Consider the following 21512-nt stretch of genomic DNA (forward strand, 5'->3'; position numbering starts at 1 on the left):
ATGATAATGCATGTGTTTCTAACTGCTGTTTATCAATTGACCAGCCAAGATTCGAATGACTATCATCTGCTATCTTTTTTTATAAAACTAATTTCTGCTGCAGCTAAATATTGTGCTGCTAAATGCAATGTTTTTTCCATCTAATTGTTTAAAATTAAAAGCCTAGCGTTTTATGCTATCTGTACACTTTCTAGTTGTCAAAAAATTAGCCTCTTTCTTTCAAATAGAAAAAATGAACATCTTCTAATATCATTTTCGTTAAGACGTGCAAAACAAAAGTACCGGATAAAAAGCCGTAATTTTGCATCCCAATTATTTTAAAAGAAAAGAATATATGAAGAATGATCACGAGTTTTTTATGCGTAGAGCTATTGAAATGGCTGCGAAAGGAATGAACTCAAATGCTGGCGGACCATTTGGTGCCGTAGTTGTAAAAGACGGAGAAATTATTGCCGAAGGACATAATAAAGTTACATCTACGAACGACCCTACTGCACACGCAGAAATGGTGGTTATTAGAGATGCTTGTAAAAAACTGAATGATTTTCAGCTTACTGATTGTATTATCTATACTTCTTGTGAGCCCTGCCCTATGTGTTTTGGTGCTATTTATTGGGCTAGACCCAAAGCTGTGTATTACGGTTGCGATAAAGCAGATGCAAAAGCGATTGATTTTGATGACCAATCTATTTATGATGAATTAGAAGTTGGTATGAAAGACAGACAAATTAACTTTAAACAAATGTTACAAGAAGAAGCTGTTGAAGTTTTTAATAACTGGGCTTCTAAGTATGATAAAACGAAGTATTAGAAATACTATATACTTAAAGAAAGTAAATAAAAAAGAGAGAAAAACAATGCTTGTTTTTCTCTCTTTTTTTTGCTTCTAGTTACGTGTCAACCAAAAGGTATTAACAATAAACTTTATTTCAACATATAAAACAAAGTTCATAGCACACTATTCTGAATAAATTTCAGCTATTTCTTTTTGAAACTTTTCTCTAATAACTCTACGCTTTAATTTTAGTGTAGGCGTTAACTCTGCAGCTGAACCATTTTCATGAACTGGTAGCCATGGTGTCGAAATAAGCTTAAACTTCTTAATTTGCTCCACGTGACTAAACTCCGGATTATATTTGTCAATTATTTTTTGATACTTTTTTATTACTTTTTCATGTTGAATAATTTCTTCTAAACTGGTCCAAGAAATATCCTTTTTACCGCAATAGTTTCTAAGTGCCTCTTCGGCAGGTACAATTAATGCCGAAACGAATTTTTGTTTATCGCCGATTACCATCATTTGCTCTACCAAGAACTCTTCTCGTAATCTATTTTCAATAGGCGCCGGAGCGACATATTTACCACCAGAAGTTTTTAGTAATTCTTTTTTTCTATCTGTAATCTTTAGATATTCTCGACCCGTAGGGCCTTTTACCAACTTACCAATATCACCCGTTCGAAACCATCGTTTATTGTCTATTTCACAAAAAACCTCTGCATTAACTTCTGGCTTTTTATAGTAACCTAACATTACATTTGGTCCGTGAGCTAAAATTTCACCTTCACCTTCTTGATAATCTCCGCTTTCTGTATCGATCAATATTTGAACTCTATCAATTATTGGTCCTGCTGTACCTAACATTACCCCATCAATTTCCATAGTATTTACGGTCAACGTTGGTGAAGTTTCGGTTAGTCCGTAGCCTTCACGAATCGGGATTCCAGCAGCACAAAAAACACGCATAATTTTTACAGGACAGGGAGCTGCACCGGTAACAATTGCATTTATATTACCCCCCATAGCCTCTCGCCATTTGCTAAAAATCAGCTTGTCGGCAATCTTCCATTTTATTTTTTTTACGAAAGATAATTTTTGATTTGGCTCCCACTCATCAGTTAATGCCAATGCCCAGAAAAACAGTTTTTTCTTGGTTCCCTCAAGCGATAGTCCCTTATTGTAAATAGCTTCATATATTTTTTCAAGCAATCTTGGTACTGTCGCAAAAGTGACTGGTTTTACAAATGCCAAATCACCTTCTGGTCCACTTAAATTATCAGTTCCTGCAAAAAATACATTTGTGCTTTTTAGAATGTAGACGAACAGAACGGCTCTTTCAAAAATATGACAGATCGGTAAAAAACTTATTACTTGATCTCCTGTTTTTGCCGCCATATGGGGTTCTGTTTCCCTTACCACATGCATAATATTGTTATGTGTCAGCATTACCCCTTTTGGGTTTCCTGTGGTACCCGAAGTATAAATAATAGTAGCCAAATCTTGCCCTTCTATGCCTTTTTTTATTTCCGTAATTCTATCGGTATGTTTTGAATCGAAAATAGTTTTCCAAAATGTGCCTTTTGAATGTTTATCAAAAGTGAAAATATGCTTTAGGCTATTTACCTTATTTTGGGTTTCTGTTAATTTATCAAACAAATCGCCAGTTCCACAAAACGCTGCTTTTACTTCTGCATCATTTAATATGTACTCATACTCACCCACACTAATTGTTGGGTATAAAGGAACGCTTACCATACCTGCAATCTGTATAGCAAAATCCATGATTACAAACTCAGGTCTGTTTTTATACACTACAATACCAATCTTATCACCTGGTTGTAAACCTAGACTTAATAAACCCGAAGCGGCTTGCTCGGCTGCTTCAACGACCGCCCTCGAACTGTACGATTGCCAATTTCCTTTTAAATCTCTACCACTTAACGATTTCTCAAGTGGATGATTTTCTAGTTGATGGTAAAGTAGATCGAACAGTCTAGTCATTGTTTGTTATTTTGTTTAAGTTAATCATTTAATAATTACAAAAGGCTTCTCTTGAGAATCCGATCATAAAAAGGGTCATTCGAACATTAGGCTTAAAAATTCAGCAACACATGCCGGTTTTTCAGCGCCTTCTATTTCTAGTGTACAGTTCCATGTTACCTTTAACCCGGTGTCGCCATAATTTTCAATATTTGAAATACTTCCTAATAATCGAAGTCGGCTATCTACAAATACCGGACTAGGAAAACGGACTTTATTCAAGCCATAATTTACGCCCATTTGGGCGGATTTTACATGAATAGAGCCTTCTAACATTTTCGAAAGCAATGATACCGACATAAAACCATGAGCCACCGGTTTTTTGAAGGGTGAGTGTTTTTTTGCTTTTTCGACGTCTACATGAATCCATTGAAAATCTCCAGTAGCTTTAGCAAAATCATTGATCATTTCTTGGGTAACGGTCATCCAATCGCCATCTGGAAGTTGTTTGCCTTCTAACTTTTTAAATTCTTCAAAATTTTCGATTTCTAACATTGCCATAGTCTTATCTTGAAGTTCCGCCATCAATTGTTAAACATATGCCCGAAACAAAGCGCGCTTCTTCTGATGCCAAATACAAATATCCATAGGCAATATCAATAGGTTGCGCTACTGTTTTTAAAGGGATACTAGCTTCTATTGCTGCGAAATGCTCTTTCGGAATCTTATCTACCATATTGGTCATCGTAAAACCTGGTGCAATGGCATTTGCCGTTATACCGTACTTACCAAGTTCCATTGTCCATGTTTTTGCCATTGCGATAACGCCGGCCTTAGTGGCTGCATAATTTGTTTGTCCGAAATTACCTCGTAAGCCTACATTCGAAGCGGCACTAACAATTCTTCCATATTTGTTTGCTTTCATATATACAGCTGCTGCTTGTGCACATAAAAAGACTCCTTTGAGGTTCACCTCAACAACGGAATCAAATTCTGCTTCGCTCATTTTTTCAAGGGTTCTATCTCTGGTGATTCCCGCATTATTTATTAAAATATCTAGCTTACCATGTTTCTCATTTATCGATGCGAACAAGGTTTCTATCGCAGCTTTATCTGTTACGGAAACGGAATGGAATTCTGCTTTTCCTCCATTCGCATTGATTCCGTCCGCAACTTCTTGACCTTCTGGTAAAAGATCCACTATGATTACCGTTGCGCCTTCTTTAGCAAATAATTCGGATATGGCTTGACCAATTCCTCTCGATCCGCCAGTTACTACTGCTACTTTATTTTCTAATCTCATTTTGTTTTTAGTTTTAGTTGTTGGTTACTTCGGCTTCGCTCAGCACAGGTGTTGGTTGTTGGTTGTTGGTTGTTGGTTGTTGGTTGTTGGTTGTTGGTTGTTGGTTAATAAAATCAATTATTTTTTTATCATAAAATATTGATTTTCAATATTTTATTAAAATTTAACTAACACATAATTACATTTCAACCTCATACTTTGTACTAAAATTAAACCCTACTCAATCTTCACAATCAACTTACCCATCACTTTTCTATTCGTCATTTCTTCCAATGCTTTTGATGTATCTTCCAAATTGTAAATGGCGTGAATATGTGGTTTCAATTTCCCTTGAGCATGCCATTTCATTAAAGTCATTGTATTTTCCATATTTGCTTTAGAATCTTTCATTGCGAAAGCTCCCCAAAAAACACCAACAATAGAAGCCTCTTTTAATAAAGGAAGGTTCAATTGTATTTTCGGAATATCACCTGCGGCAAAACCCACTACCAAATATCTACCGTTTCTGGCCATACCACGGAATGCCGCTTCTGAATATATACCACCTACCGGATCATATATGACATCAACACCTTTGCCTTCTGTCAGAACTTTGATTGATTCTTTTAAATCTTGCGTAGTGTAGTTTATAGTTGCGTCAGCACCATATTCTTGGCATAAGGATAGCTTTTCATCTGTTGATGCTGCTGCAATAACTTTTGCTCCCATTAACTTACCTAACTCAACAGCTGACAACCCAACCCCACCAGATGCCCCCAATACTAAAAGAGTTTCCCCTTCTGCCAATACACCTCTATCTTTTAACGCATGATAAGAAGTACCGTAGGCCATTAAAAATGACGCTGCTGTTGGAAAATCCATTTGTGGTGGTTTTGGAAAACAGGCATTTGCAGGTACGATAACTTCTTCTGCCAAACCGCCGTGAGCTACAAAACCAAATACTTCTTGACCCACTTTCAAATGGGTTACCCCTTCGCCTACTTCTTTAACAACTCCTGCTACATCACTACCTGGTGTAAAAGGTAATTCTGGTTTAAATTGATACAATCCTTGTATTATAAGTGTATCAGGAAAATTAAGTCCGCATGCTTTCACGGCTACTAAAACCTCCTTCGCCTTTGGTTTTAAACTATCAACTTCTTCTAATTCCAAAGAAGATGGCGGACCGTATTTATTACATCGTATTGCTTTCATTTAATTTGGTTGTTAGTTGTTGGTTGTTGGTTGAACGTTATTTTTTATAAACAAATACAATTTCTTGGCATGGCTATTTTTGTATTTGTATTTGAATTTTGAATTTGCACTTATGTTTACTCTTTTACTCCTCTATCACCTTCAGAACCAATTTTCCCATTTTATCTCCTGAGAAAAGTCGGTTGTAGGTTTGTGGGAAGTTTTCAATTCCCTCGTATATATCTTCACGGCTTTTTATTTTTCCTTGCGCCATCCATATACCTAATTGTTCAGCTCCTTCTTTATATCTATCTGCCCAATCGAAAACGACGATACCTGTCATGCTCGCTCTATTGACCAAAAGTGATAAATAATTACTCGGCCCTTTTACCGCTTCTTTATTATTATACTGAGAAATAGCACCACAAATAACAATTCTTGCATGTAGTCTTAATCTGCCTAGAACGGCATCTAAAATTTCACCACCCACATTATCAAAATAAACATCTAATCCCTTTGGGCATTCTTCTTTCAAACGAGCTTTGATATCTTCATTTTTGTAGTCGATACAGGCATCAAAACCAAGTTCGTCAACTACATATTTACATTTATCTGCGCCACCGGCTATACCTACCACATGACACCCTTTTATTTTTGCAATTTGACCAACGATACTCCCCACAGCTCCTGCAGCACCTGAAACCACAACGATATCTCCTGCTTTAATCTTCCCCACTTCTTGAATTCCGAAAAAAGCCGTCATTCCAGGCATGCCTAAAGAACCTATATAAGTGGGTAACGGAGCTAATTTTGGATCTACCGGATAAAATCCTGTTCCGTCAGTTACGGCATATTGTTGAACTCCACCGGTACCAGCAACATATTGCCCTACTTTAAATTTTGGGTTTTTAGAGGCTACTACCTCTCCAACAGAACCTGCTCTCATAACCGAACCGATTTCCATTGGTGCTATATATGATCTAGCATCATTCATCCACCCGCGCATAGCAGGATCTAGTGATACATAATGTTGTTTTACCAAAAATTGACCTTCTTCTATTTCAGGTGTAGGAGTCGTTACTAGCGACCATGTAGAAGCATCTGCTTCACCTTGTGGTCTTTTTACAAATAATAATTGTTTGTTCATGTGTTCGTTTATCTTTTAAATTCCTGCTAGAGGAAATCTGTTTGATTTGTACCTTATAATTTCAATTTCGTACCCCTTACTTTACTTCTTCTTGCTCGAAAAACTTTCGACGTAAGCCTTCATTTTAGCTCGAATTTCTGGTTTCCACCAAAGCTCTGATGCTTCTTTCAATGAAGTTTCAGCATTTAAGTCTAGTTTATCTAAAAGGTGCTTTCTAAGTTTTGCTTTTGTATTTATAAGAATCTCTTGGTCTGCCCGCATATATATATTCATCTGCTTTTCAGCACGTTCCAATACATTTTCTAAAGGCACTAACTCATCTACCAGTCCGGCTGCAAGCGCTTCTTTACCAGATAGTAATTTTCCTTCTAGAATATATCTACTTGCTAAACCATCGCCCATCCAAAAGGCATATGCTTCTGTTAGGTTTTGACTTATTTGAATGTTAACGGCTACCTCGTTTAAGCCTATAACATACTTGTCTCCTTCTGCCATATACCGATTATCACTTGCCACTGCCAATACACAACCTCCTGCCGGAGAATGACCTGTAATTGCTGAGATAAATGGTTTTTCAAACTGGACTAATTGAAGATATAAAGCACCAAATACTGTGAAAAAATGAGTGATTTGTTCTTTATCATATTGATACAATTCAATTAAATCTAAACCTGCAGAAAAGTAATGGGGCTGACCTGTTAGAATTACCCCCTTTACCGCTACATTTTTTTCTAAGTCACGAAAAGTAGTCGATAATTCATTTACCATTTCGGCATTGATCGCGTTTACTTTACCACGGTTCATTTGAACTATAGCATAATCACCTTTATATATTATCTCTAATGTTTTCATATTTTCTTATAATGAAGTTCCTCCGTCTAATGTTATGGTCTGACCTGTAATAAATTTAGAATTATCAGAGGCCAACCAGCAGATTGCCTCTGCAATTTCATCTGCTTCACCAAAGCGCCCCATTGGTATAAAGCGTTTAAGTTTAGAGCCCATATCTGGACTTACGGACAATAATTGTTCTAATAGTGCTGAGTGTGTAAACCCAGGACAAACGGCATTGACACGGATATTTTTTCGACCATATTCTAAGGCGGCGGACTTCGTCATACCTACCACTGCAAATTTGCTTGCGCTATACGACAAGTTATTTCCTGATGCTTTCAAACCTGCAAGCGAGGCTACGTTTACTATATTTCCCTTTCCTTGAGAGAGCATTTGCTTTATAGCCGCCTGCATACAATAAAATACGCCAGTTTGGTTTACAGCAATTACATTATGCCAATCATCATGCGTATGATCTGCAGTTTTTGCTTGGTGCTTTCCACCAATACCCGCATTATTTACCATGATATCAAGACTACCATGCTTTGCAACTGTATTTGCTATTAAGCCTTCAACTTCTTCAAATTTTGTAACATCGGTTTTAACTGCCGATGCTGTACCACCTGCGCTTTTTATTTCTTCAACTACTTTATTTGCGTTCTCAACGTTAATATCAGAAACAATAACGTTTGCACCATGTGTTCCAAATAGTTTTGCCGTTGCTGCGCCAATACCACTACCCGCACCTGTTATAATTACAATTTTGTCTTTTAAATTCATTTGTTCCTTTTTAAACTTTTAGTGTTACCAGATTCTTGACTGTGTTGGTTTTGGCAAAAAAGATTGATTAACTATCTAACTATTGCCTGGTTATTTTTTCAATTTATATTCCTGCTATTCAGCTACAATGAATTAACCGAGAATCTTCTAATGCTTGATTTCTTAAATGAGAAGGATAACCTTCGGCTTGTATCATTTCTAAAAAATCTGAAATCGTTTTATATTTTATGAGTAAAATTTTATCCCATAATTCTTCGTCTTCCGGTCCTATTAACATGGTATTTTCTTTTCCCATAAATAGAATTTCTGCCTCTGCCCTTATGAAAAAAGGAGTCGCTTTTTTCATATATTCTTTATAAGAATCAGCTCCCGACAAACCTGTTTCTGTCACCAATTCTTTAAATTTCAATAAATTAAGCATCACTACAGAAGTGTCTTTGGGCAATTTTACAAATGCCTTAAACTGTTCTTCATTGATTTCTAGAAATGCTCCATTTTTCATACCCTTAAAATAAATTATCAATTTGATTTTTCTGAATAGCTTGCCACGCTGTATTACAACATAATTCTGATGCCTTATTCAAGTAAGCAAATTTTGGGTCGCTTGTGTGCCCGTGCTTGTACCTATAATATATTTGCTGTGCGATTACCGCTATTTTAAAGAGTCCGTAGGCATAATAAAACGTTAGGTTATCTATATTTCTACCACTCTTCAGTGCATATTGTTGCACAATTTCTGTTCTAGATGGATTGCCTTCCATAACCGTTGGCGATTGCAAACCTTGCTTCATAAAATCGGGGTCGGCAGCTGTGATCCAATAGCCTAAAGAAGTGCCTAAATCCATTAAAGGATCACCTAGCGTGCACATTTCCCAGTCTAGAATAGCCGTAATCTCTTTCCATGTATCATCTTTAAAAACGACGTTGTCATATTTAAAATCGTTATGTATTAAAGTATGATCATATTCTTTCGGCTGATTATCTTGCATCCATGCCATTACCTTTTCAGCGGTAGGCACGTCATCGGTAGAGGCAGCTAAATATTGTTTACCCCAATTGGTAACTTGTCTTTCAACATATCCTACAGGTCTGCCTAAATTATCTAATCCTACTGCCTTGTAATCTACATTATGAAATGCTACAAAAGTATCGAGCCAGGTATTTGAAATTATTTTGAATTCTGACGGAGAAACCTGTCTAGCTTTTGCTTCTTTTGCCGTTAAAATTTCACCTGAAACCTTACTCATTATATAAAACGGGGCACCAATTACATCGACAGCTTCTGTATAGGCAAATGCCTTTGGTGCTTTATCGAATACCTTATTCAAGTTGTGAATTACTTTATATTCCCTTCCCATATCATGACCTCTCTTCGGAGCGGCAAATGGTGGGCGACGCAATACATATTCTTTATCTTCTATATGTAAAAGGTACGTAAGGTTTGAAAAACCATTGGAGAATTGATGAACCTGCAACTCACTTTTGGTATCTGTAATCAGGTCATGCTCAAGTAAAAAATCCTTGATTTTGACATCGTTTAATTCTTCACCTTCTCTTACTGGTTTTAAATTCATCTTCTTTATTATCTGTTGCTCTTTATTCCCTCTGGTTTACAATCATTCTTAAACCGATACACTTTTTGTATACTTAAGTTTTCGACAAGTTCGAAATGACATTTAAGTCTCCCTTTACCATATACTTAGTGCTAGTTTATTCTTATTCTGTTATTACTTCGAGTACTGCTTTATAACATTCTTACCCAATTGGCTCATATGAACCTCATCTGGTCCATCAGCTAATCTGAGCATTCTGGCAGCAGCAAAAAAATGTGCCAATGGTACATCGCTACTTACGCCCAAACCGCCTAAAATTTGCATTGCCCTATCTACTACTCTCAGTGTCATATTAGGCGTTACAATTTTAATCATGGCAATTAAATCTTTGGCTTCTTTGTTGCCTAACTTATCCATTTTATCGGCTGCAGAAAGAACCAGAAGTCTTGTTTGCGCTATCTCACAAGCTGAATTTGCAATATCTTGACGAACACTGCTGTATGTATCTAAAGTTCTACCAAAAGGTTTGCGTTGCGTTGTACGTTGCGCCATAATTTCTAGCGAGCGTTGCGCCATACCTATCAATCGCATGCAATGATGTATTCTACCAGGACCTAATCTACCCTGAGCAATTGCAAACCCTTGACCCTCGCCAACCAATAAGTTTTCTTTGGGTACGCGAACATTATCCAAAAGAATTTCTGCATGGCCCTCTGGAGAATCGTTATAACCAAAAACTGTTAACGGTCTAATCACTTTTAAACCCGGTGTGTCCATAGGAACCAAAATCATACTTTGCTGAACATGTCTGGGAGCATCAAAATCTGTTTTTCCCATGACAATGGCAATCTTACAATTAGGATCCATTGCACCCGAGGACCACCACTTGCGACCATTAATGACATATTCTTCACCATCTGCCACGATAGATGTTTCTATATTGGTAGCATCTGATGAGGCGACGTCAGGTTCCGTCATTAAAAATGCAGATCGAATATCACCATTCATCAATGGTTTTAACCATTTTTTTTGCTGTTTTGGAGTACCATATTTTGATAGTACTTCCATATTACCGGTATCTGGTGCGCTGCAATTAAATACTTCTGATGACCATAACATGCGCCCCATAATCTCTGCCAACGGAGCATATTCCATATTGGTCAACCCCGGACTTAAATCACCATATGTTTTTGGAAGGAAAAGATTCCATAAACCTGCATTTTTTGCTTTTTGTTTTAATCCTTCTAAACCTGGCCACTTTGTCCATGCATTTGCCGGATCTTTATGAAATGCCTCTACTTCTTTTTCAACAGGAGCCAAATTTTGAGATACAAACTGCTTTAGCTTTTCTTGAAGTTCTTTGGATTTTTCTGAATATTCAAAATTCATTTTTTCTCGTTTTCGTTGATAGTGTTTAGAATGTACTTTTAGGTTTCAATTTGAAATTGACTTTTAGTTGATAAGCTTTTATCCCTTAGAATAGGATGGCTATTAACCAAAATCGAATACCGATTTTTATCCTGAAATCAAATATCCACCGTCTGCTGCGTAAACACCACCGGTCATATACGAACCTGCATCTGATGCCAAGAGCATTACAATGCCTGCCATTTCATCTGGCTCTGCCATTCTTTTTAATGGCACGGTCTGATTGTAACCTTCAACTAATTTATCATTGGACCAAAGGCTTTGACTAAACTTTGTTTTTATTAGCCCCGGACAAACGACATTAGAACGAATACCATATCGACCCCACTCTTTAGCTTGATTTTTTGTAAGCATAATCAAGGCAGATTTGGTCATGCTATACAAGCCCAATCTAAATCCTGGATGAATGCCTTCTACGGATGAAATATTAATAATACTACCGCTACCATTCTCTTTCATAAATGGTTGCACCAGGTTTGAAAGTAACCAAGGTGCTTTCACGTTAACATTCATTATTTTATCAAAAACCTCTTCTTCAGCACTTTCTATGGGACCATAAAAAGGATTGATCGCTGCATTATTTACCAATATATCTATTCGCCCATATTTTTCAACCGTCTTTACTACCAATGCTTCTCTCTGATTTGCATCACCAATATGACAAGCAATACCAATAGCATCAAAACCAGCTTTATTAAATTCAGCTGCAACAGCATCAACAGCTTCTTGATTTCGACTACTGATAACTAACTTGGCTCCGTTCTCCGCTAAACCTCGCGCTATAGATAAGCCTATTCCTTTACTAGAACCTGTAACGATTGCCACTTTACCTGTAAGATCAAATTTTTGTTTTATGCTATTCATTTGTTTATATCTCGTTTTTCTGTGTTAGTTTTTATATCAAGAAATGATAAAACCTGCACAATATTCTATATGTGAATTTATTTTAAACTTGTTCTTGTAAACGGAATATTGTTATTCTCGTGTTTTCACCCTAAGTTGGAAAACTCCCCCCCTTCAATTGAAAAGAGGAAATTCTACCTATTTTAATTAATGCCTTAAAAAGTTTAAAACATATGTATCAATCTCGTTTCAAGATAACAAATCGCACCACTCTTTCTTATTAAATAAAGACTTCTTTATCTGTGCCAATAGTTAATGCTTTCGCATTATCCATAAGTATTTCTGCTAGTCCCGAAGTTTTCGGGAGTTCGTATTTGAAATAGAATTCCATGGCATGAATTTTACTTTCATAGAATTCTGCACTGTGATCGTTATTACCAATTACTAAGGCATTTTGAGCTTCAAGACCAATATTCAACCATAACCAACTTTGTACTATTGTACTAAAGAATTCCATAAACGGAGTAGCATCTGCTAGGAAACGTTGGTAATCGCCCTTCATGGCAAAGCCCATTAAGCTTTGTAATACCTGTTGTGTCAATTCTAATTTACCTCCTATTTTTTTTGCATAAGGTTTTAAAGAATCGTGCACCATACTTGCTTTAATGGTGTTTGTAATTTCTTCGGATAATAGCTTTAAAGCCTTCCCGTTATCCATCGTCACTTTTCTACCTAATAAATCTTGAGATTGAATCCCCGTTGTACCTTCATAAATAGCTGAAATACGGATATCTCTTAAATATTGTTGTAAAATATATTCTGAACAAAATCCATATCCACCTAAAACTTGAACACCGTTATTTACCGAAACAATACCCGCTTCAGACGGATATGTTTTTACTAAAGGTGTCATAATCTCTAATAGTAACCTATATTTTTCACGTTCTTCTGCAGTTGCACTCGCTATAGAAAGGTCATGATATTTTGCAGTCAACAGTACTAAACTTTGAGCACCTTCGGTAATTACTTTTTGCAACAATAACATTCTACGAACATCTGCATGGTTAATAATCAAGGTCTGCTCTTGGTTTGCATCTTTTTTACCTGTGCTTGTTAATTTACGACCCTGTGGTCTTTCGTTCGCATAGTTTAAAGAAGCTTGGTATGCCGCCGAAGCTATCGCCGCTGCACCTCTACCAACCCCAATTCTCGCACCATTCATCATCAAGAACATATATTTTAACCCCTGGTTAGCCTCACCTACAAGCCAACCCTCACAATTTTCTTTATCACCAAAAAACAAGTGTGTAGTGCAATAGCCGCGTTGTCCCATTTTTTCAAAATCGGCAACTACCGTTACATCGTTAGGTGTTAAACCACCATTTGCAGTTGGTTTATTTTTAGGCACCACAAATAAGGATATTCCTTTTGTACCTGCAGGTGCACCTTTTATTCTTGCCAAAACCAAATGCACAATATTCTCTGCACCTTGGTAATCGCCACCTGATATAAATATTTTCTGTCCGTTAATTTTATACGTATCGCCATCGGGGGTAGCAGATGTTGTAATATCTGAAAGTGAACTACCTGCCTGTGGCTCAGTTAAACACATAGTACCGCCCCATTTTCCTGACAGCATATGAGGCAAGTAAATATCTTTAAGCTCTTGACTACCAAAATGGGCAATCAATTCTGCAGAACCCACCGTTAAACCAATATAACCTGGTAAATGATTGTTTGCTGCATCTTGTATAAATGCCGAAGCATGTGCCGCCATGGCAGGCATTTGCATACCACCATGCTCATATGAAAATGAACTTGCAATCAGCCCCATTTCTCCACCAGCTTTCATAAATTTCAACACCTGAGGATGCACTACAATCTCACCATCTTTAAAATGTGCTGGCTTCTCATCCATCTCCCTGAAATAAGGATAAAGCTCTTTATCAGAAAAATCTTTAACCGAATTCAGCATCATTTCTACCGATTCTTGATCATATTCTGCATAGCGCTCTTGGTCAAGAACGTCTTGCAGATTGTTTACTTTATATAATAAGAATTTAAGCGTTTCTAAGTCTACATATTGATTTGCCATTGCGTTGTATTTTATGAAACATCAAGTTAGTAGATATTTTACCCAAACTCATTAAACTAGTTTAATAAAAGAATGAAACTAGCGATTATCACAGTCAAATCTTCTATATTTAGAACTACCTCTCTAAACCTTAGCATTTTATGGATAATATTTCTAACGCAATTCTTGCTATTTCCCTAATCATCATCATGTTCGGCATGGGTTTATCTTTAGAGATCAAAGATTTCGTTCGAATATTCAGTAAACCAAAAGCCATTATAATTGGTTTATGCTGTCAATTAATCATTCTTCCCACAGTTGGCTTCATCCTCATACGAATCTTCAACTTATCACCAGAAATAGCGATTGGTATCATTATTATTTCTGCCTGCCCTGGCGGACCAACATCAAACCTAATTACACATTTGGCAAATGGTGATACTGCACTTTCAGTTTCACTAACCGCAATAAGTAGCTTAATAACCTTGGTATCGATTCCTTTTATTATCAATTTAGGTTTGCAAGAAGTTTTGGGCAAAGGCACTACGATTCAACTCAATATAGCCCAAACCATTTTACAAGTATTCATCATTGTAATTTTACCTGTTGGCTTAGGGATGATACTAAAATATAATAAGCACAACTTTGCTTTGAAAATGGAAAAACCAATAAAAAAAGTATCGGGTATTTTCTTTGTCATTGTTTTGGTGGCAATTCTTATTAAAGAACGGGCGCTGCTAATAACCAATATTCAAGAAGCCGGTCTTGTAACTTTAACTCTTAATATTATTACCATGTCTATTGGGTATATCTTAGGATATATTTTCAACCTACCACTTAAACAACGTATTTCTGTAGCTATAGAAGGTGGAATACAAAATGGAACATTGGGCATAAGCATTGCAACGATTCTACTTAACAACACCGCTTATGCCATATCTCCAGCTATTTATGGAACTTTAATGTTTTTTACCGCAGGTATTTTTATTTACTGGAGCAATAAACAGATTAGAAAACAAATTATTTAAACACAATCGCTTTCCCTTTGACCCACACGCTTTCGAATTTTAGATAGCCCGACAGGTGTTAAACCTAAATATGATGCTATTAAATACTGTGGTAGACGCTGAAATAAATCGGGCCTTTTCTCCAACAGTCTCAAATAGCGCTCCTCATTTGTGCGACTGTTCATACGTTCTACACGACTGTATGATTTTAAAAAAGCTTCTTGCATTGACAATCTGCCAAATCTTTCTAATTGATGCGAATTATCAAAAGACATTTCTGCATTCGATTTTTTTATTGCAAATACCGTGGATTTTTCAGTTGCCGTTAAAAAATATCTAGATGGCGAACCTTTTACATAAGCTGGTAGATCTGTAAAAAAAACATCTTCGGTATAAAACTCCAAAACTTTGGTCTCCCCATCTTGAATTTTATAATAATAGATACAACCAGCATCTAAGTAATAAAAATAATTGACCATTTGACCTGAAGAAATAAGAGCTTCGCCTTTCTTTAAATCAATTCTTTCATAGAGTGACAACCAATAATCTAATACATCGTCATCAACTTTATTGTAAGAGAGAATTTTATTCTTAAGATTTTGCAGAGAAGTCACTTTTAGGTTGTTTTATAATTAGTATAAACAATTCAGGATAATTATAAATATAGGCAATTTCAAAAATAAAGAATGCAAAATATTGCCATATTCTATCAACTGCAGTGTAAATTTTAAGAATATGAAAATGTAATCGCTTAATAAAAATAGAGTAATACCACTAATTTCCCTTTTACAAAATGCTATATTTTTTCAAAATCAGTAGTTATCAGAACTTCTTTTGCAGTTACTCATGACGCCTAAATCTTAAATTCCGAATTACACACTTTGACGCATTAACCCTTCTTGTGCTACAGAAGCAACCAACACACCGGTTCTATCATATACACTACCTCTTGAAAATCCTCGCGAGTTAGAAGCACTTGGACTATCCATACTGTATAACAACCATTTTTGGATATCAAAATCGCGATGAAACCATATAGCATGATCTAAGCTGGCATAAAAGGTCTCGCCTTTATTTAATACTTCTCTGTGTGGCAATGTCGCCGTGGTCAGCAAATTATAATCAGATGCGTAAGCCAATAATTGTTGTTGCATCGGCAAAGCGATTTCAGCTTTATCAGAAGTGCGCAACCAAGTATTAAAAAATGGAGAACCATTTTCGATTAATTGGGTTGTAAATTTTTCTACTGGCTTAAATTCAAACACCTTAGGCTGTACCGCTTTTAATCTTTTATATGCACCAGGGTACAAATCTTTAATCTCTTCTAACTGCTCAAGACTTGTAGTTAGTTTCTCTGGCGGTATTAAGTTAGGCATCGGAAACTGATGATTAACTCCATCGGACTTCACCTGAAATGATGCGGCCATATTGAAAATTGCTTTTCCGTTTTGTTTGGCTACTACCCTTCTTGTAGTAAAACTGCCTCCGTTTCTAATGGTATCGACCTCGTAGCGAATTGGGTATTTTAAATCTCCTCCTAGAATAAAATAACCATGTAACGAATGTGCAATACGATCTTCTGGTACGGTCTGATAGGCTGCATGTAAAGATTGCGCTAATACTTGTCCGCCAAAAACTCTACCCCAAGGGGCATTATAGTTTTCTCCTTCAAATATGGTTTCATCTATTCTTTTAAGAGTTATCAGCTCTATCAGTTCTTTAATCGTTTGCATTTAAGGATAGCTATTTTTTAGGATTCAAAAGTACAGCTTTACAGATGAAACAAAAATAACCATACCGTTTATCACAGAAATAACTTCTGAATCAAAATTGAAACTTATCGTTTACATGAAAGTTCTAAATCTCATTTCTATGCCCATACATATTAAAATTGGTCGTAAACCAAACAACTAGTCAAGATTATAAAAGTCGTGTCTCTAATGGCATTAAAAGAGCAGAGAATTATAATTTGTTATGTTGATAATATATCCTATTCCAAAATAATTATATGGAAGATTATGAAGATTAAATTTTTGCAAGCCCTCTAAAGTTATTGTAAGATATTGAACTTTAAAATTAGTTTTGAATCTTAAAAAGCAAATTATCAAAAGCTCAAAAAAGAGCATAAAAAAACCAGTTCATTTCTGAACTGGTTTTTGTCGGGGTGGCAGGATTCGAACCTGCGACCTCCGCGTCCCAAACGCGGCGCGATAACCGGGCTACGCTACACCCCGAATTGGTTATCAAAAAATATGTCTCTCAACATATTGTTGCGGAGAGACAGGGATTCGAACCCTGGGTAAATGTTTCCACCTACGACGATTTAGCAAACCGCTCCTTTCGGCCACTCAGGCACCTCTCCAGTAATTCTTCAATGAACTGTTGCTCTAAATAGCGGATGCAAATGTATAAGTATAACTCGTTTTACGCAACTATTTTTCATGTTTTTTTTCAATAAAAAAATACTACCCTGTTACTCAGGATATTCCACACGCAAATGATAGATATTTATTAACTTTTGCTTGAAAATTTTCTTAATTGTTTCAATTTCTTTGAAGGTAATATCTGCATTCAAAAACTGATTTGCCTTCATTTGACCCGAAATTATCTTATCAACAAACTCATCGATAATTAAAAATGTTGGATTTTTTAAACTTTTTGATGCTGCTTCTACCGAATCTGCCATCATTAAAATTGCAGTTTCTCTAGAAAATGGTAATGGCCCAGGGTACCTAAAATCCTCTTCGTTTACATCATCATCCAATTCTTTTTGCTTTTTGTAAAAGTAAAATACCAAAGTAGTGCCATGATGCGAACGTATAAAATCTATAATACGATCAGGTAAGTTATTCTTTCTAGCAATCTCAATCCCCTTAATAACATGATCAATTATAATACGTGCGCTGTCTTTTGGGCTCAGCTCGTCATGCGGATTTACATTCGTAACCTGATTTTCGGTAAAATAGGTAGGCTCGTTCATTTTACCAATATCATGATATAAAGCCCCTACCCTAACCAACATGGCATTCGCCCCAATTTCGTTAGCGGCCGCCTCAGCTAAATTGGCTACTTGTAACGAATGATGAAATGTACCCGGTGCCTTGTTAGATAATTCTTTTAAAAGTTTAGAATTGGTATCTGACAACTCCAACAGCGATACATCTGACACAAGACCGAAGAGCTTTTCATAGATATAAATTAATGGCTGTACAAAAAGAGTAATCATTCCGTTTAACAGAAAAAGACCTAATATATACCACTCTATATCACTTAAATCCCCTTCATGTATGGTATGGAATGCCAAATAACCGATAATATAAATAAGGGTTATTTGACCAACACTCACAAAAAGGTTTGCCCGTTTATACAGCTCAGAAACGGTAAGTATAGTCACTATACCGGTAATTATCTGCAAGAATATATATTCAAAACTATTGGGTACTACAAAACCTAAAATTAAAATAGTCAATACATGCACAAAAAGACCCAACCGAGCATCAAAAAACGTTTTTAAAATTAATGGAAGTATGCATAACGGCACTACAAATACCAATTGATCATTGTATTTTATAACAATAGTTGTTAAAAAAACCATGAGCAAAATATTAAAGAAGATGAACGTAACTTTTACATTATTTTCATATACTGTTCTTCTATATTTTTTCAAGAACAGGAACAGCATAATAAGCACCAGTGCGACTAGTACCGTATACCCGATTAAAATATAATAATAGTTACTGGCCGTCCATAATTCTGATTCGTATTCAGACTTTAATGACTCTAAGATCTTTAGATTTTCAGCTTCAACAACTTCGCCTTTTGCAATTATTAATCGACCCTGATCAACCGTACCTCGTGTATACGAAAGTTTAGATAAGGCTTCATTTCTTGCTTTTTGGGTAAGGTTATTGTCAAAACTTACATTGGGCGCAATTATGTCAAAAAATAGAGACTGGGTATCTTTTTCGAAAACCGATAAATTATTATCGGAAAGAACTCTAACTATTAGGTCATTAATTTCACTGACCCTAAAAAAATCTGAAACCCTTACTTTACTAGCCTCATTATTCTTAACCAGAAAAATAAAACTGCGCTGAACCTGCTTCCCATTATTTTGTAAAATTCCTTTGTCGTAGACGGAATCTAATATAACTTTAGAAAAATACTTTAACCTCTTTTTCTGATTCTCCCTAAGTGATGTATTACCCCACTTATCTTCAAATTTTTGCTCAAAGTGTTCTGTAACTTTCTCAACCTCAGCCTGGTCATATCGATAGTACGGTAGTTGATTACTTTCAATAACCTGCTTTTCTTTGGCTATTTCAGTATCTGTTTTTTGTATTGAAAAATCAAATGGTGCATATAAGTTTTCAAATTGCCAAGGTTTACCTTTTTGAAACTCATACTTGAATTTACCTCCCTTGGGCAAAAAAAACACGATAAAAGCAACAGCTACAACATAGAGTATGTATTTGAAAATGAGCGATTGCTGTTTGTAAAGATTATCCAAAAGAAAATTGTATTAGGTTCTTCAAAAATAGAAAATTATAATCTGATATCTAGTAATTGAAACGATATCCCTCGGGTTGCTATAGAATTTAGTAATTTCGCGACATCAAATAATTAAAAACATGAAAGAGGTCGTTATTGTTTCTGCTGTTAGAACCCCAATAGGAAGTTTTATGGGCGGATTATCAACCATACCTGCTCCGAAATTAGGTGCGGTTGCTATTAAAGGTGTATTAAAGAAAATAAATCTTGATCCTACATTGGTAGATGAAGTTATCATGGGAAATGTGGTACAAGCCGGAACCGGACAAGCACCTGCTAGACAGGCCGCAATTTTTGCAGGTATTCCGAATACCGTACCTTGTACTACCATAAACAAAGTATGTGCCTCTGGTATGAAAGCTGTTATGCAAGGTGCGCAAGCTATTGCTCTTGGTGATGCAGATATTGTTATTGCTGGCGGTATGGAAAATATGAGCCTAATACCTCATTACGTTCATATGAGAACAGGTACCAAATTCGGACCTACTTCTTTAATCGACGGTATGCAAAAAGATGGTTTAGTAGATGCATATGATGAAAACGCTATGGGTGTTTGTGCCGATGCTTGTGCTACTAAATACGAATTCAGCAGAGAAGATCAAGATGCTTACGCTATACAATCATACAAGAGATCTTCTGAAGCATGGGAAAACGGGAAATTTGATAATGAAGTTATACCAGTTGCAGTTCCACAAAGACGCGGAGAGCCTAAAATGGTTATAAAAGATGAAGAATTCAGTAATGTCTTCATCGATAAAATACCCAACTTAAGACCTGCCTTCTCTAAAGATGGTACGGTTACGGCTGCAAATGCTTCTACAATTAATGATGGGGCCGCTGCTCTAGTATTAATGAGTAGAGAAAAAGCAGAAGAATTAAAATTAAAGCCATTAGCGATTATAAAAGGCTATGCTGATGCCGCTCATGAGCCAGAATGGTTTACTACCGCACCTGCGAAAGCGTTACCAAAAGCATTGGCAAAATCTAACTTAAAGTTAGAAGAAATAGATTTCTTTGAATTTAACGAAGCATTTTCTGTGGTTGGTCTTGCCAATATGAAAATATTAGGTTTAAACGATAAGAATGTAAATGTAAATGGTGGCGCAGTTTCATTAGGCCATCCATTAGGTTGCTCTGGTGCACGTATTCTTATTACACTTTTAAATGTATTGGAACAAAATAATGCAAAACTAGGAGCCGCTGCAATTTGTAATGGCGGTGGTGGTGCATCGGCAATAATTATCGAAAGGGTTTAAACGCTCAAAAAAATTACATGCAATACGGTATTTGTCAATTAAGCATTGTCCCAATTAGAAGTATACCAGATGAAATATCTGAGTTAGTTACCCAACTTTTGTTCGGAGAGCACTATAAAATACTTGAAAGCCGAAAAAATTGGTCTAGAATAAAAACTGTTCTGGACAAGTGCGAGGGCTGGATAATGAATAGTCAATTGACATATATAACTGATAATGAATTTAATGCGATTCAAGAAAGCAAACATTTTAATTATGTTGCCGACTTAATTTCAATTGTTGAAGATTCTAACAAAATTGAAACACCTATAGTTATCGGTTCATGTATTAACGAAATCCCATCATTGTCTGTAAATTTTAAAGGTAATATCTTAAGTAACGAACAACCTAAAGAGAATTTCACCAATATCTCATTACTGTATTTAAATTCTCCGGAATTAAAAGGAGGAAAATCTCCTTTCGGTATTGACAGTGCAGGCTTTACACAAATGGTGTATAGAATTAATGGATATCATCTTTTACGAACTGCAGAACAACAATCAACACAAGGTACAGCGCTAAGTTTTGTTGAAGAAAGTGAGGCTGGCGATTTAGCATTTTTCGATAATGCCAATGGTGTTATTGACCACGTAGGTATTATTATGGACAATAATTATGTTATTCATGTCAACGGTAAAGTTCGAATCGATCGCATAGATCACACTGGTATTTTCAATAATGACCTAAGAACTTATACCCATCAATTAAGAGTCATTAAAAAAGTGATATAAAAAAAGGCCCTAATAAGGGCCTTTTAATTTTATAG

Annotated in this window: 19 protein-coding genes and 2 tRNA genes; 4 read left to right on the plus strand and 17 right to left on the minus strand. The window is 36.0% G+C overall.

The annotated features are described in order from the left end of the window. Positions 1 to 334: 334 nt before the first annotated feature. Positions 335 to 811 (plus strand): nucleoside deaminase, encoded by a 477-nt coding sequence (locus tag ACEN2N_RS08790; protein ID WP_441823980.1) that lies wholly within the window; start codon positions 335 to 337, stop codon positions 809 to 811. 147 nt (positions 812 to 958) lie between these two features. On the opposite strand, the gene ACEN2N_RS08795 is transcribed toward ACEN2N_RS08790, so the two are convergent. From ACEN2N_RS08795 to ACEN2N_RS08850, 12 genes are all read right to left on the minus strand, one after another. After that, positions 959 to 2779 (minus strand): AMP-dependent synthetase/ligase, encoded by a 1821-nt coding sequence (locus tag ACEN2N_RS08795; protein ID WP_441823981.1) that lies wholly within the window; start codon positions 2777 to 2779, stop codon positions 959 to 961. 75 nt (positions 2780 to 2854) lie between these two features. Next, complete coding sequence (locus ACEN2N_RS08800) at positions 2855 to 3343, minus strand: MaoC family dehydratase (protein ID WP_441823982.1); 489 nt, start codon at positions 3341 to 3343, stop codon at positions 2855 to 2857. Then, positions 3324 to 4061 (minus strand): SDR family NAD(P)-dependent oxidoreductase, encoded by a 738-nt coding sequence (locus tag ACEN2N_RS08805; RefSeq protein WP_441823983.1) that lies wholly within the window; start codon positions 4059 to 4061, stop codon positions 3324 to 3326. The genes ACEN2N_RS08800 and ACEN2N_RS08805 overlap by 20 nt, the downstream gene beginning before the upstream one ends. Positions 4062 to 4277: 216 nt before the next feature. After that, positions 4278 to 5255, minus strand: a complete 978-nt coding sequence (locus tag ACEN2N_RS08810; RefSeq protein WP_441823984.1) for an NADPH:quinone oxidoreductase family protein — start codon at positions 5253 to 5255, stop codon at positions 4278 to 4280. A 124-nt stretch (positions 5256 to 5379) separates the two neighbouring features. Next, a complete protein-coding gene (locus ACEN2N_RS08815; protein ID WP_424001169.1) occupies positions 5380 to 6381 on the minus strand; it encodes an NADP-dependent oxidoreductase in 1002 nt (333 codons plus the stop codon). Between the two features lie 81 nt (positions 6382 to 6462). Further along, positions 6463 to 7233, minus strand: coding sequence for an enoyl-CoA hydratase/isomerase family protein (locus tag ACEN2N_RS08820; protein WP_441823985.1), 771 nt, complete (start codon positions 7231 to 7233; stop codon positions 6463 to 6465). A 6-nt stretch (positions 7234 to 7239) separates the two neighbouring features. After that, positions 7240 to 7995, minus strand: coding sequence for an SDR family NAD(P)-dependent oxidoreductase (locus tag ACEN2N_RS08825; RefSeq protein ID WP_441823986.1), 756 nt, complete (start codon positions 7993 to 7995; stop codon positions 7240 to 7242). A gap of 118 nt (positions 7996 to 8113) precedes the next feature. Continuing rightward, a complete protein-coding gene (locus ACEN2N_RS08830) occupies positions 8114 to 8497 on the minus strand; it encodes a DUF1330 domain-containing protein (protein ID WP_441823987.1) in 384 nt (127 codons plus the stop codon). Between the two features lie 4 nt (positions 8498 to 8501). Then, positions 8502 to 9569 (minus strand): phosphotransferase family protein, encoded by a 1068-nt coding sequence (locus ACEN2N_RS08835; RefSeq protein WP_441823988.1) that lies wholly within the window; start codon positions 9567 to 9569, stop codon positions 8502 to 8504. Positions 9570 to 9722: 153 nt separating this feature from the next. After that, the gene (locus tag ACEN2N_RS08840; RefSeq protein WP_441823989.1) at positions 9723 to 10937 is read right to left on the minus strand and encodes an acyl-CoA dehydrogenase family protein; all 1215 of its coding nucleotides are present in this window, start codon (positions 10935 to 10937) and stop codon (positions 9723 to 9725) included. A 126-nt stretch (positions 10938 to 11063) separates the two neighbouring features. Continuing rightward, positions 11064 to 11840, minus strand: coding sequence for a glucose 1-dehydrogenase (locus ACEN2N_RS08845; RefSeq protein WP_441823990.1), 777 nt, complete (start codon positions 11838 to 11840; stop codon positions 11064 to 11066). A gap of 259 nt (positions 11841 to 12099) precedes the next feature. Beyond that, positions 12100 to 13914: an acyl-CoA dehydrogenase gene (locus tag ACEN2N_RS08850; protein ID WP_441823991.1), complete on the minus strand. Its 1815-nt coding sequence runs from the start codon at positions 13912 to 13914 to the stop codon at positions 12100 to 12102. A gap of 140 nt (positions 13915 to 14054) precedes the next feature. On the opposite strand from ACEN2N_RS08850, the gene ACEN2N_RS08855 reads away from it, so the two are divergent. Next, positions 14055 to 14921, plus strand: a complete 867-nt coding sequence (locus tag ACEN2N_RS08855; RefSeq protein ID WP_441823992.1) for a bile acid:sodium symporter family protein — start codon at positions 14055 to 14057, stop codon at positions 14919 to 14921. Here ACEN2N_RS08855 and ACEN2N_RS08860 read toward each other — a convergent pair. From ACEN2N_RS08860 to ACEN2N_RS08880, 5 genes are all read right to left on the minus strand, one after another. Then, complete coding sequence (locus ACEN2N_RS08860; RefSeq protein WP_441823993.1) at positions 14918 to 15514, minus strand: Crp/Fnr family transcriptional regulator; 597 nt, start codon at positions 15512 to 15514, stop codon at positions 14918 to 14920. The two genes, ACEN2N_RS08855 and ACEN2N_RS08860, sit on opposite strands and share 4 nt — an antisense overlap. Positions 15515 to 15772: 258 nt before the next feature. Next, positions 15773 to 16633 carry an acyl-CoA thioesterase gene (locus tag ACEN2N_RS08865; protein ID WP_424001189.1) on the minus strand — a complete coding sequence of 287 codons (861 nt, stop codon included), beginning with the start codon at positions 16631 to 16633 and terminating at the stop codon, positions 15773 to 15775. 426 nt (positions 16634 to 17059) lie between these two features. Then, positions 17060 to 17134, minus strand: a tRNA-Pro gene (locus ACEN2N_RS08870). A 39-nt stretch (positions 17135 to 17173) separates the two neighbouring features. Next, positions 17174 to 17262, minus strand: a tRNA-Ser gene (locus ACEN2N_RS08875). A gap of 111 nt (positions 17263 to 17373) precedes the next feature. Then, positions 17374 to 19410, minus strand: a complete 2037-nt coding sequence (locus ACEN2N_RS08880; RefSeq protein ID WP_441823994.1) for an HD family phosphohydrolase — start codon at positions 19408 to 19410, stop codon at positions 17374 to 17376. A 121-nt stretch (positions 19411 to 19531) separates the two neighbouring features. Here ACEN2N_RS08880 and ACEN2N_RS08885 point away from each other — a divergent pair, with 121 nt between their 5' ends. Together ACEN2N_RS08885 and ACEN2N_RS08890 are read left to right on the plus strand one after the other, a co-directional pair. Beyond that, positions 19532 to 20707 (plus strand): acetyl-CoA C-acyltransferase, encoded by a 1176-nt coding sequence (locus ACEN2N_RS08885; protein WP_441823995.1) that lies wholly within the window; start codon positions 19532 to 19534, stop codon positions 20705 to 20707. A 17-nt stretch (positions 20708 to 20724) separates the two neighbouring features. Continuing rightward, positions 20725 to 21477 carry a C40 family peptidase gene (locus ACEN2N_RS08890; protein ID WP_441823996.1) on the plus strand — a complete coding sequence of 251 codons (753 nt, stop codon included), beginning with the start codon at positions 20725 to 20727 and terminating at the stop codon, positions 21475 to 21477. Positions 21478 to 21512 lie beyond the last annotated feature (35 nt).

The sequence above is a fragment of the Maribacter spongiicola genome, from assembly GCF_052119685.1.
Taxonomy (GTDB): Bacteria; Bacteroidota; Bacteroidia; order Flavobacteriales; family Flavobacteriaceae; genus Maribacter; species Maribacter spongiicola_A.

Excerpts from the sequence above, each read along its gene's own strand:
- ACEN2N_RS08790 (WP_441823980.1), top strand. The coding sequence starts at position 335 with ATGAAGAATGATCACGAGTTTTTTATGCGTAGAGCTATTGAAATGGCT.
- ACEN2N_RS08795 (WP_441823981.1), bottom strand. The coding sequence starts at position 2,779 with ATGACTAGACTGTTCGATCTACTTTACCATCAACTAGAAAATCATCCA.
- ACEN2N_RS08800 (WP_441823982.1), bottom strand. The coding sequence starts at position 3,343 with ATGGCGGAACTTCAAGATAAGACTATGGCAATGTTAGAAATCGAAAAT.
- ACEN2N_RS08805 (WP_441823983.1), bottom strand. The coding sequence starts at position 4,061 with ATGAGATTAGAAAATAAAGTAGCAGTAGTAACTGGCGGATCGAGAGGA.
- ACEN2N_RS08810 (WP_441823984.1), bottom strand. The coding sequence starts at position 5,255 with ATGAAAGCAATACGATGTAATAAATACGGTCCGCCATCTTCTTTGGAA.
- ACEN2N_RS08815 (WP_424001169.1), bottom strand. The coding sequence starts at position 6,381 with ATGAACAAACAATTATTATTTGTAAAAAGACCACAAGGTGAAGCAGAT.
- ACEN2N_RS08820 (WP_441823985.1), bottom strand. The coding sequence starts at position 7,233 with ATGAAAACATTAGAGATAATATATAAAGGTGATTATGCTATAGTTCAA.
- ACEN2N_RS08825 (WP_441823986.1), bottom strand. The coding sequence starts at position 7,995 with ATGAATTTAAAAGACAAAATTGTAATTATAACAGGTGCGGGTAGTGGT.
- ACEN2N_RS08830 (WP_441823987.1), bottom strand. The coding sequence starts at position 8,497 with ATGAAAAATGGAGCATTTCTAGAAATCAATGAAGAACAGTTTAAGGCA.
- ACEN2N_RS08835 (WP_441823988.1), bottom strand. The coding sequence starts at position 9,569 with ATGAATTTAAAACCAGTAAGAGAAGGTGAAGAATTAAACGATGTCAAA.
- ACEN2N_RS08840 (WP_441823989.1), bottom strand. The coding sequence starts at position 10,937 with ATGAATTTTGAATATTCAGAAAAATCCAAAGAACTTCAAGAAAAGCTA.
- ACEN2N_RS08845 (WP_441823990.1), bottom strand. The coding sequence starts at position 11,840 with ATGAATAGCATAAAACAAAAATTTGATCTTACAGGTAAAGTGGCAATC.
- ACEN2N_RS08850 (WP_441823991.1), bottom strand. The coding sequence starts at position 13,914 with ATGGCAAATCAATATGTAGACTTAGAAACGCTTAAATTCTTATTATAT.
- ACEN2N_RS08855 (WP_441823992.1), top strand. The coding sequence starts at position 14,055 with ATGGATAATATTTCTAACGCAATTCTTGCTATTTCCCTAATCATCATC.
- ACEN2N_RS08865 (WP_424001189.1), bottom strand. The coding sequence starts at position 16,633 with ATGCAAACGATTAAAGAACTGATAGAGCTGATAACTCTTAAAAGAATA.
- ACEN2N_RS08885 (WP_441823995.1), top strand. The coding sequence starts at position 19,532 with ATGAAAGAGGTCGTTATTGTTTCTGCTGTTAGAACCCCAATAGGAAGT.
- ACEN2N_RS08890 (WP_441823996.1), top strand. The coding sequence starts at position 20,725 with ATGCAATACGGTATTTGTCAATTAAGCATTGTCCCAATTAGAAGTATA.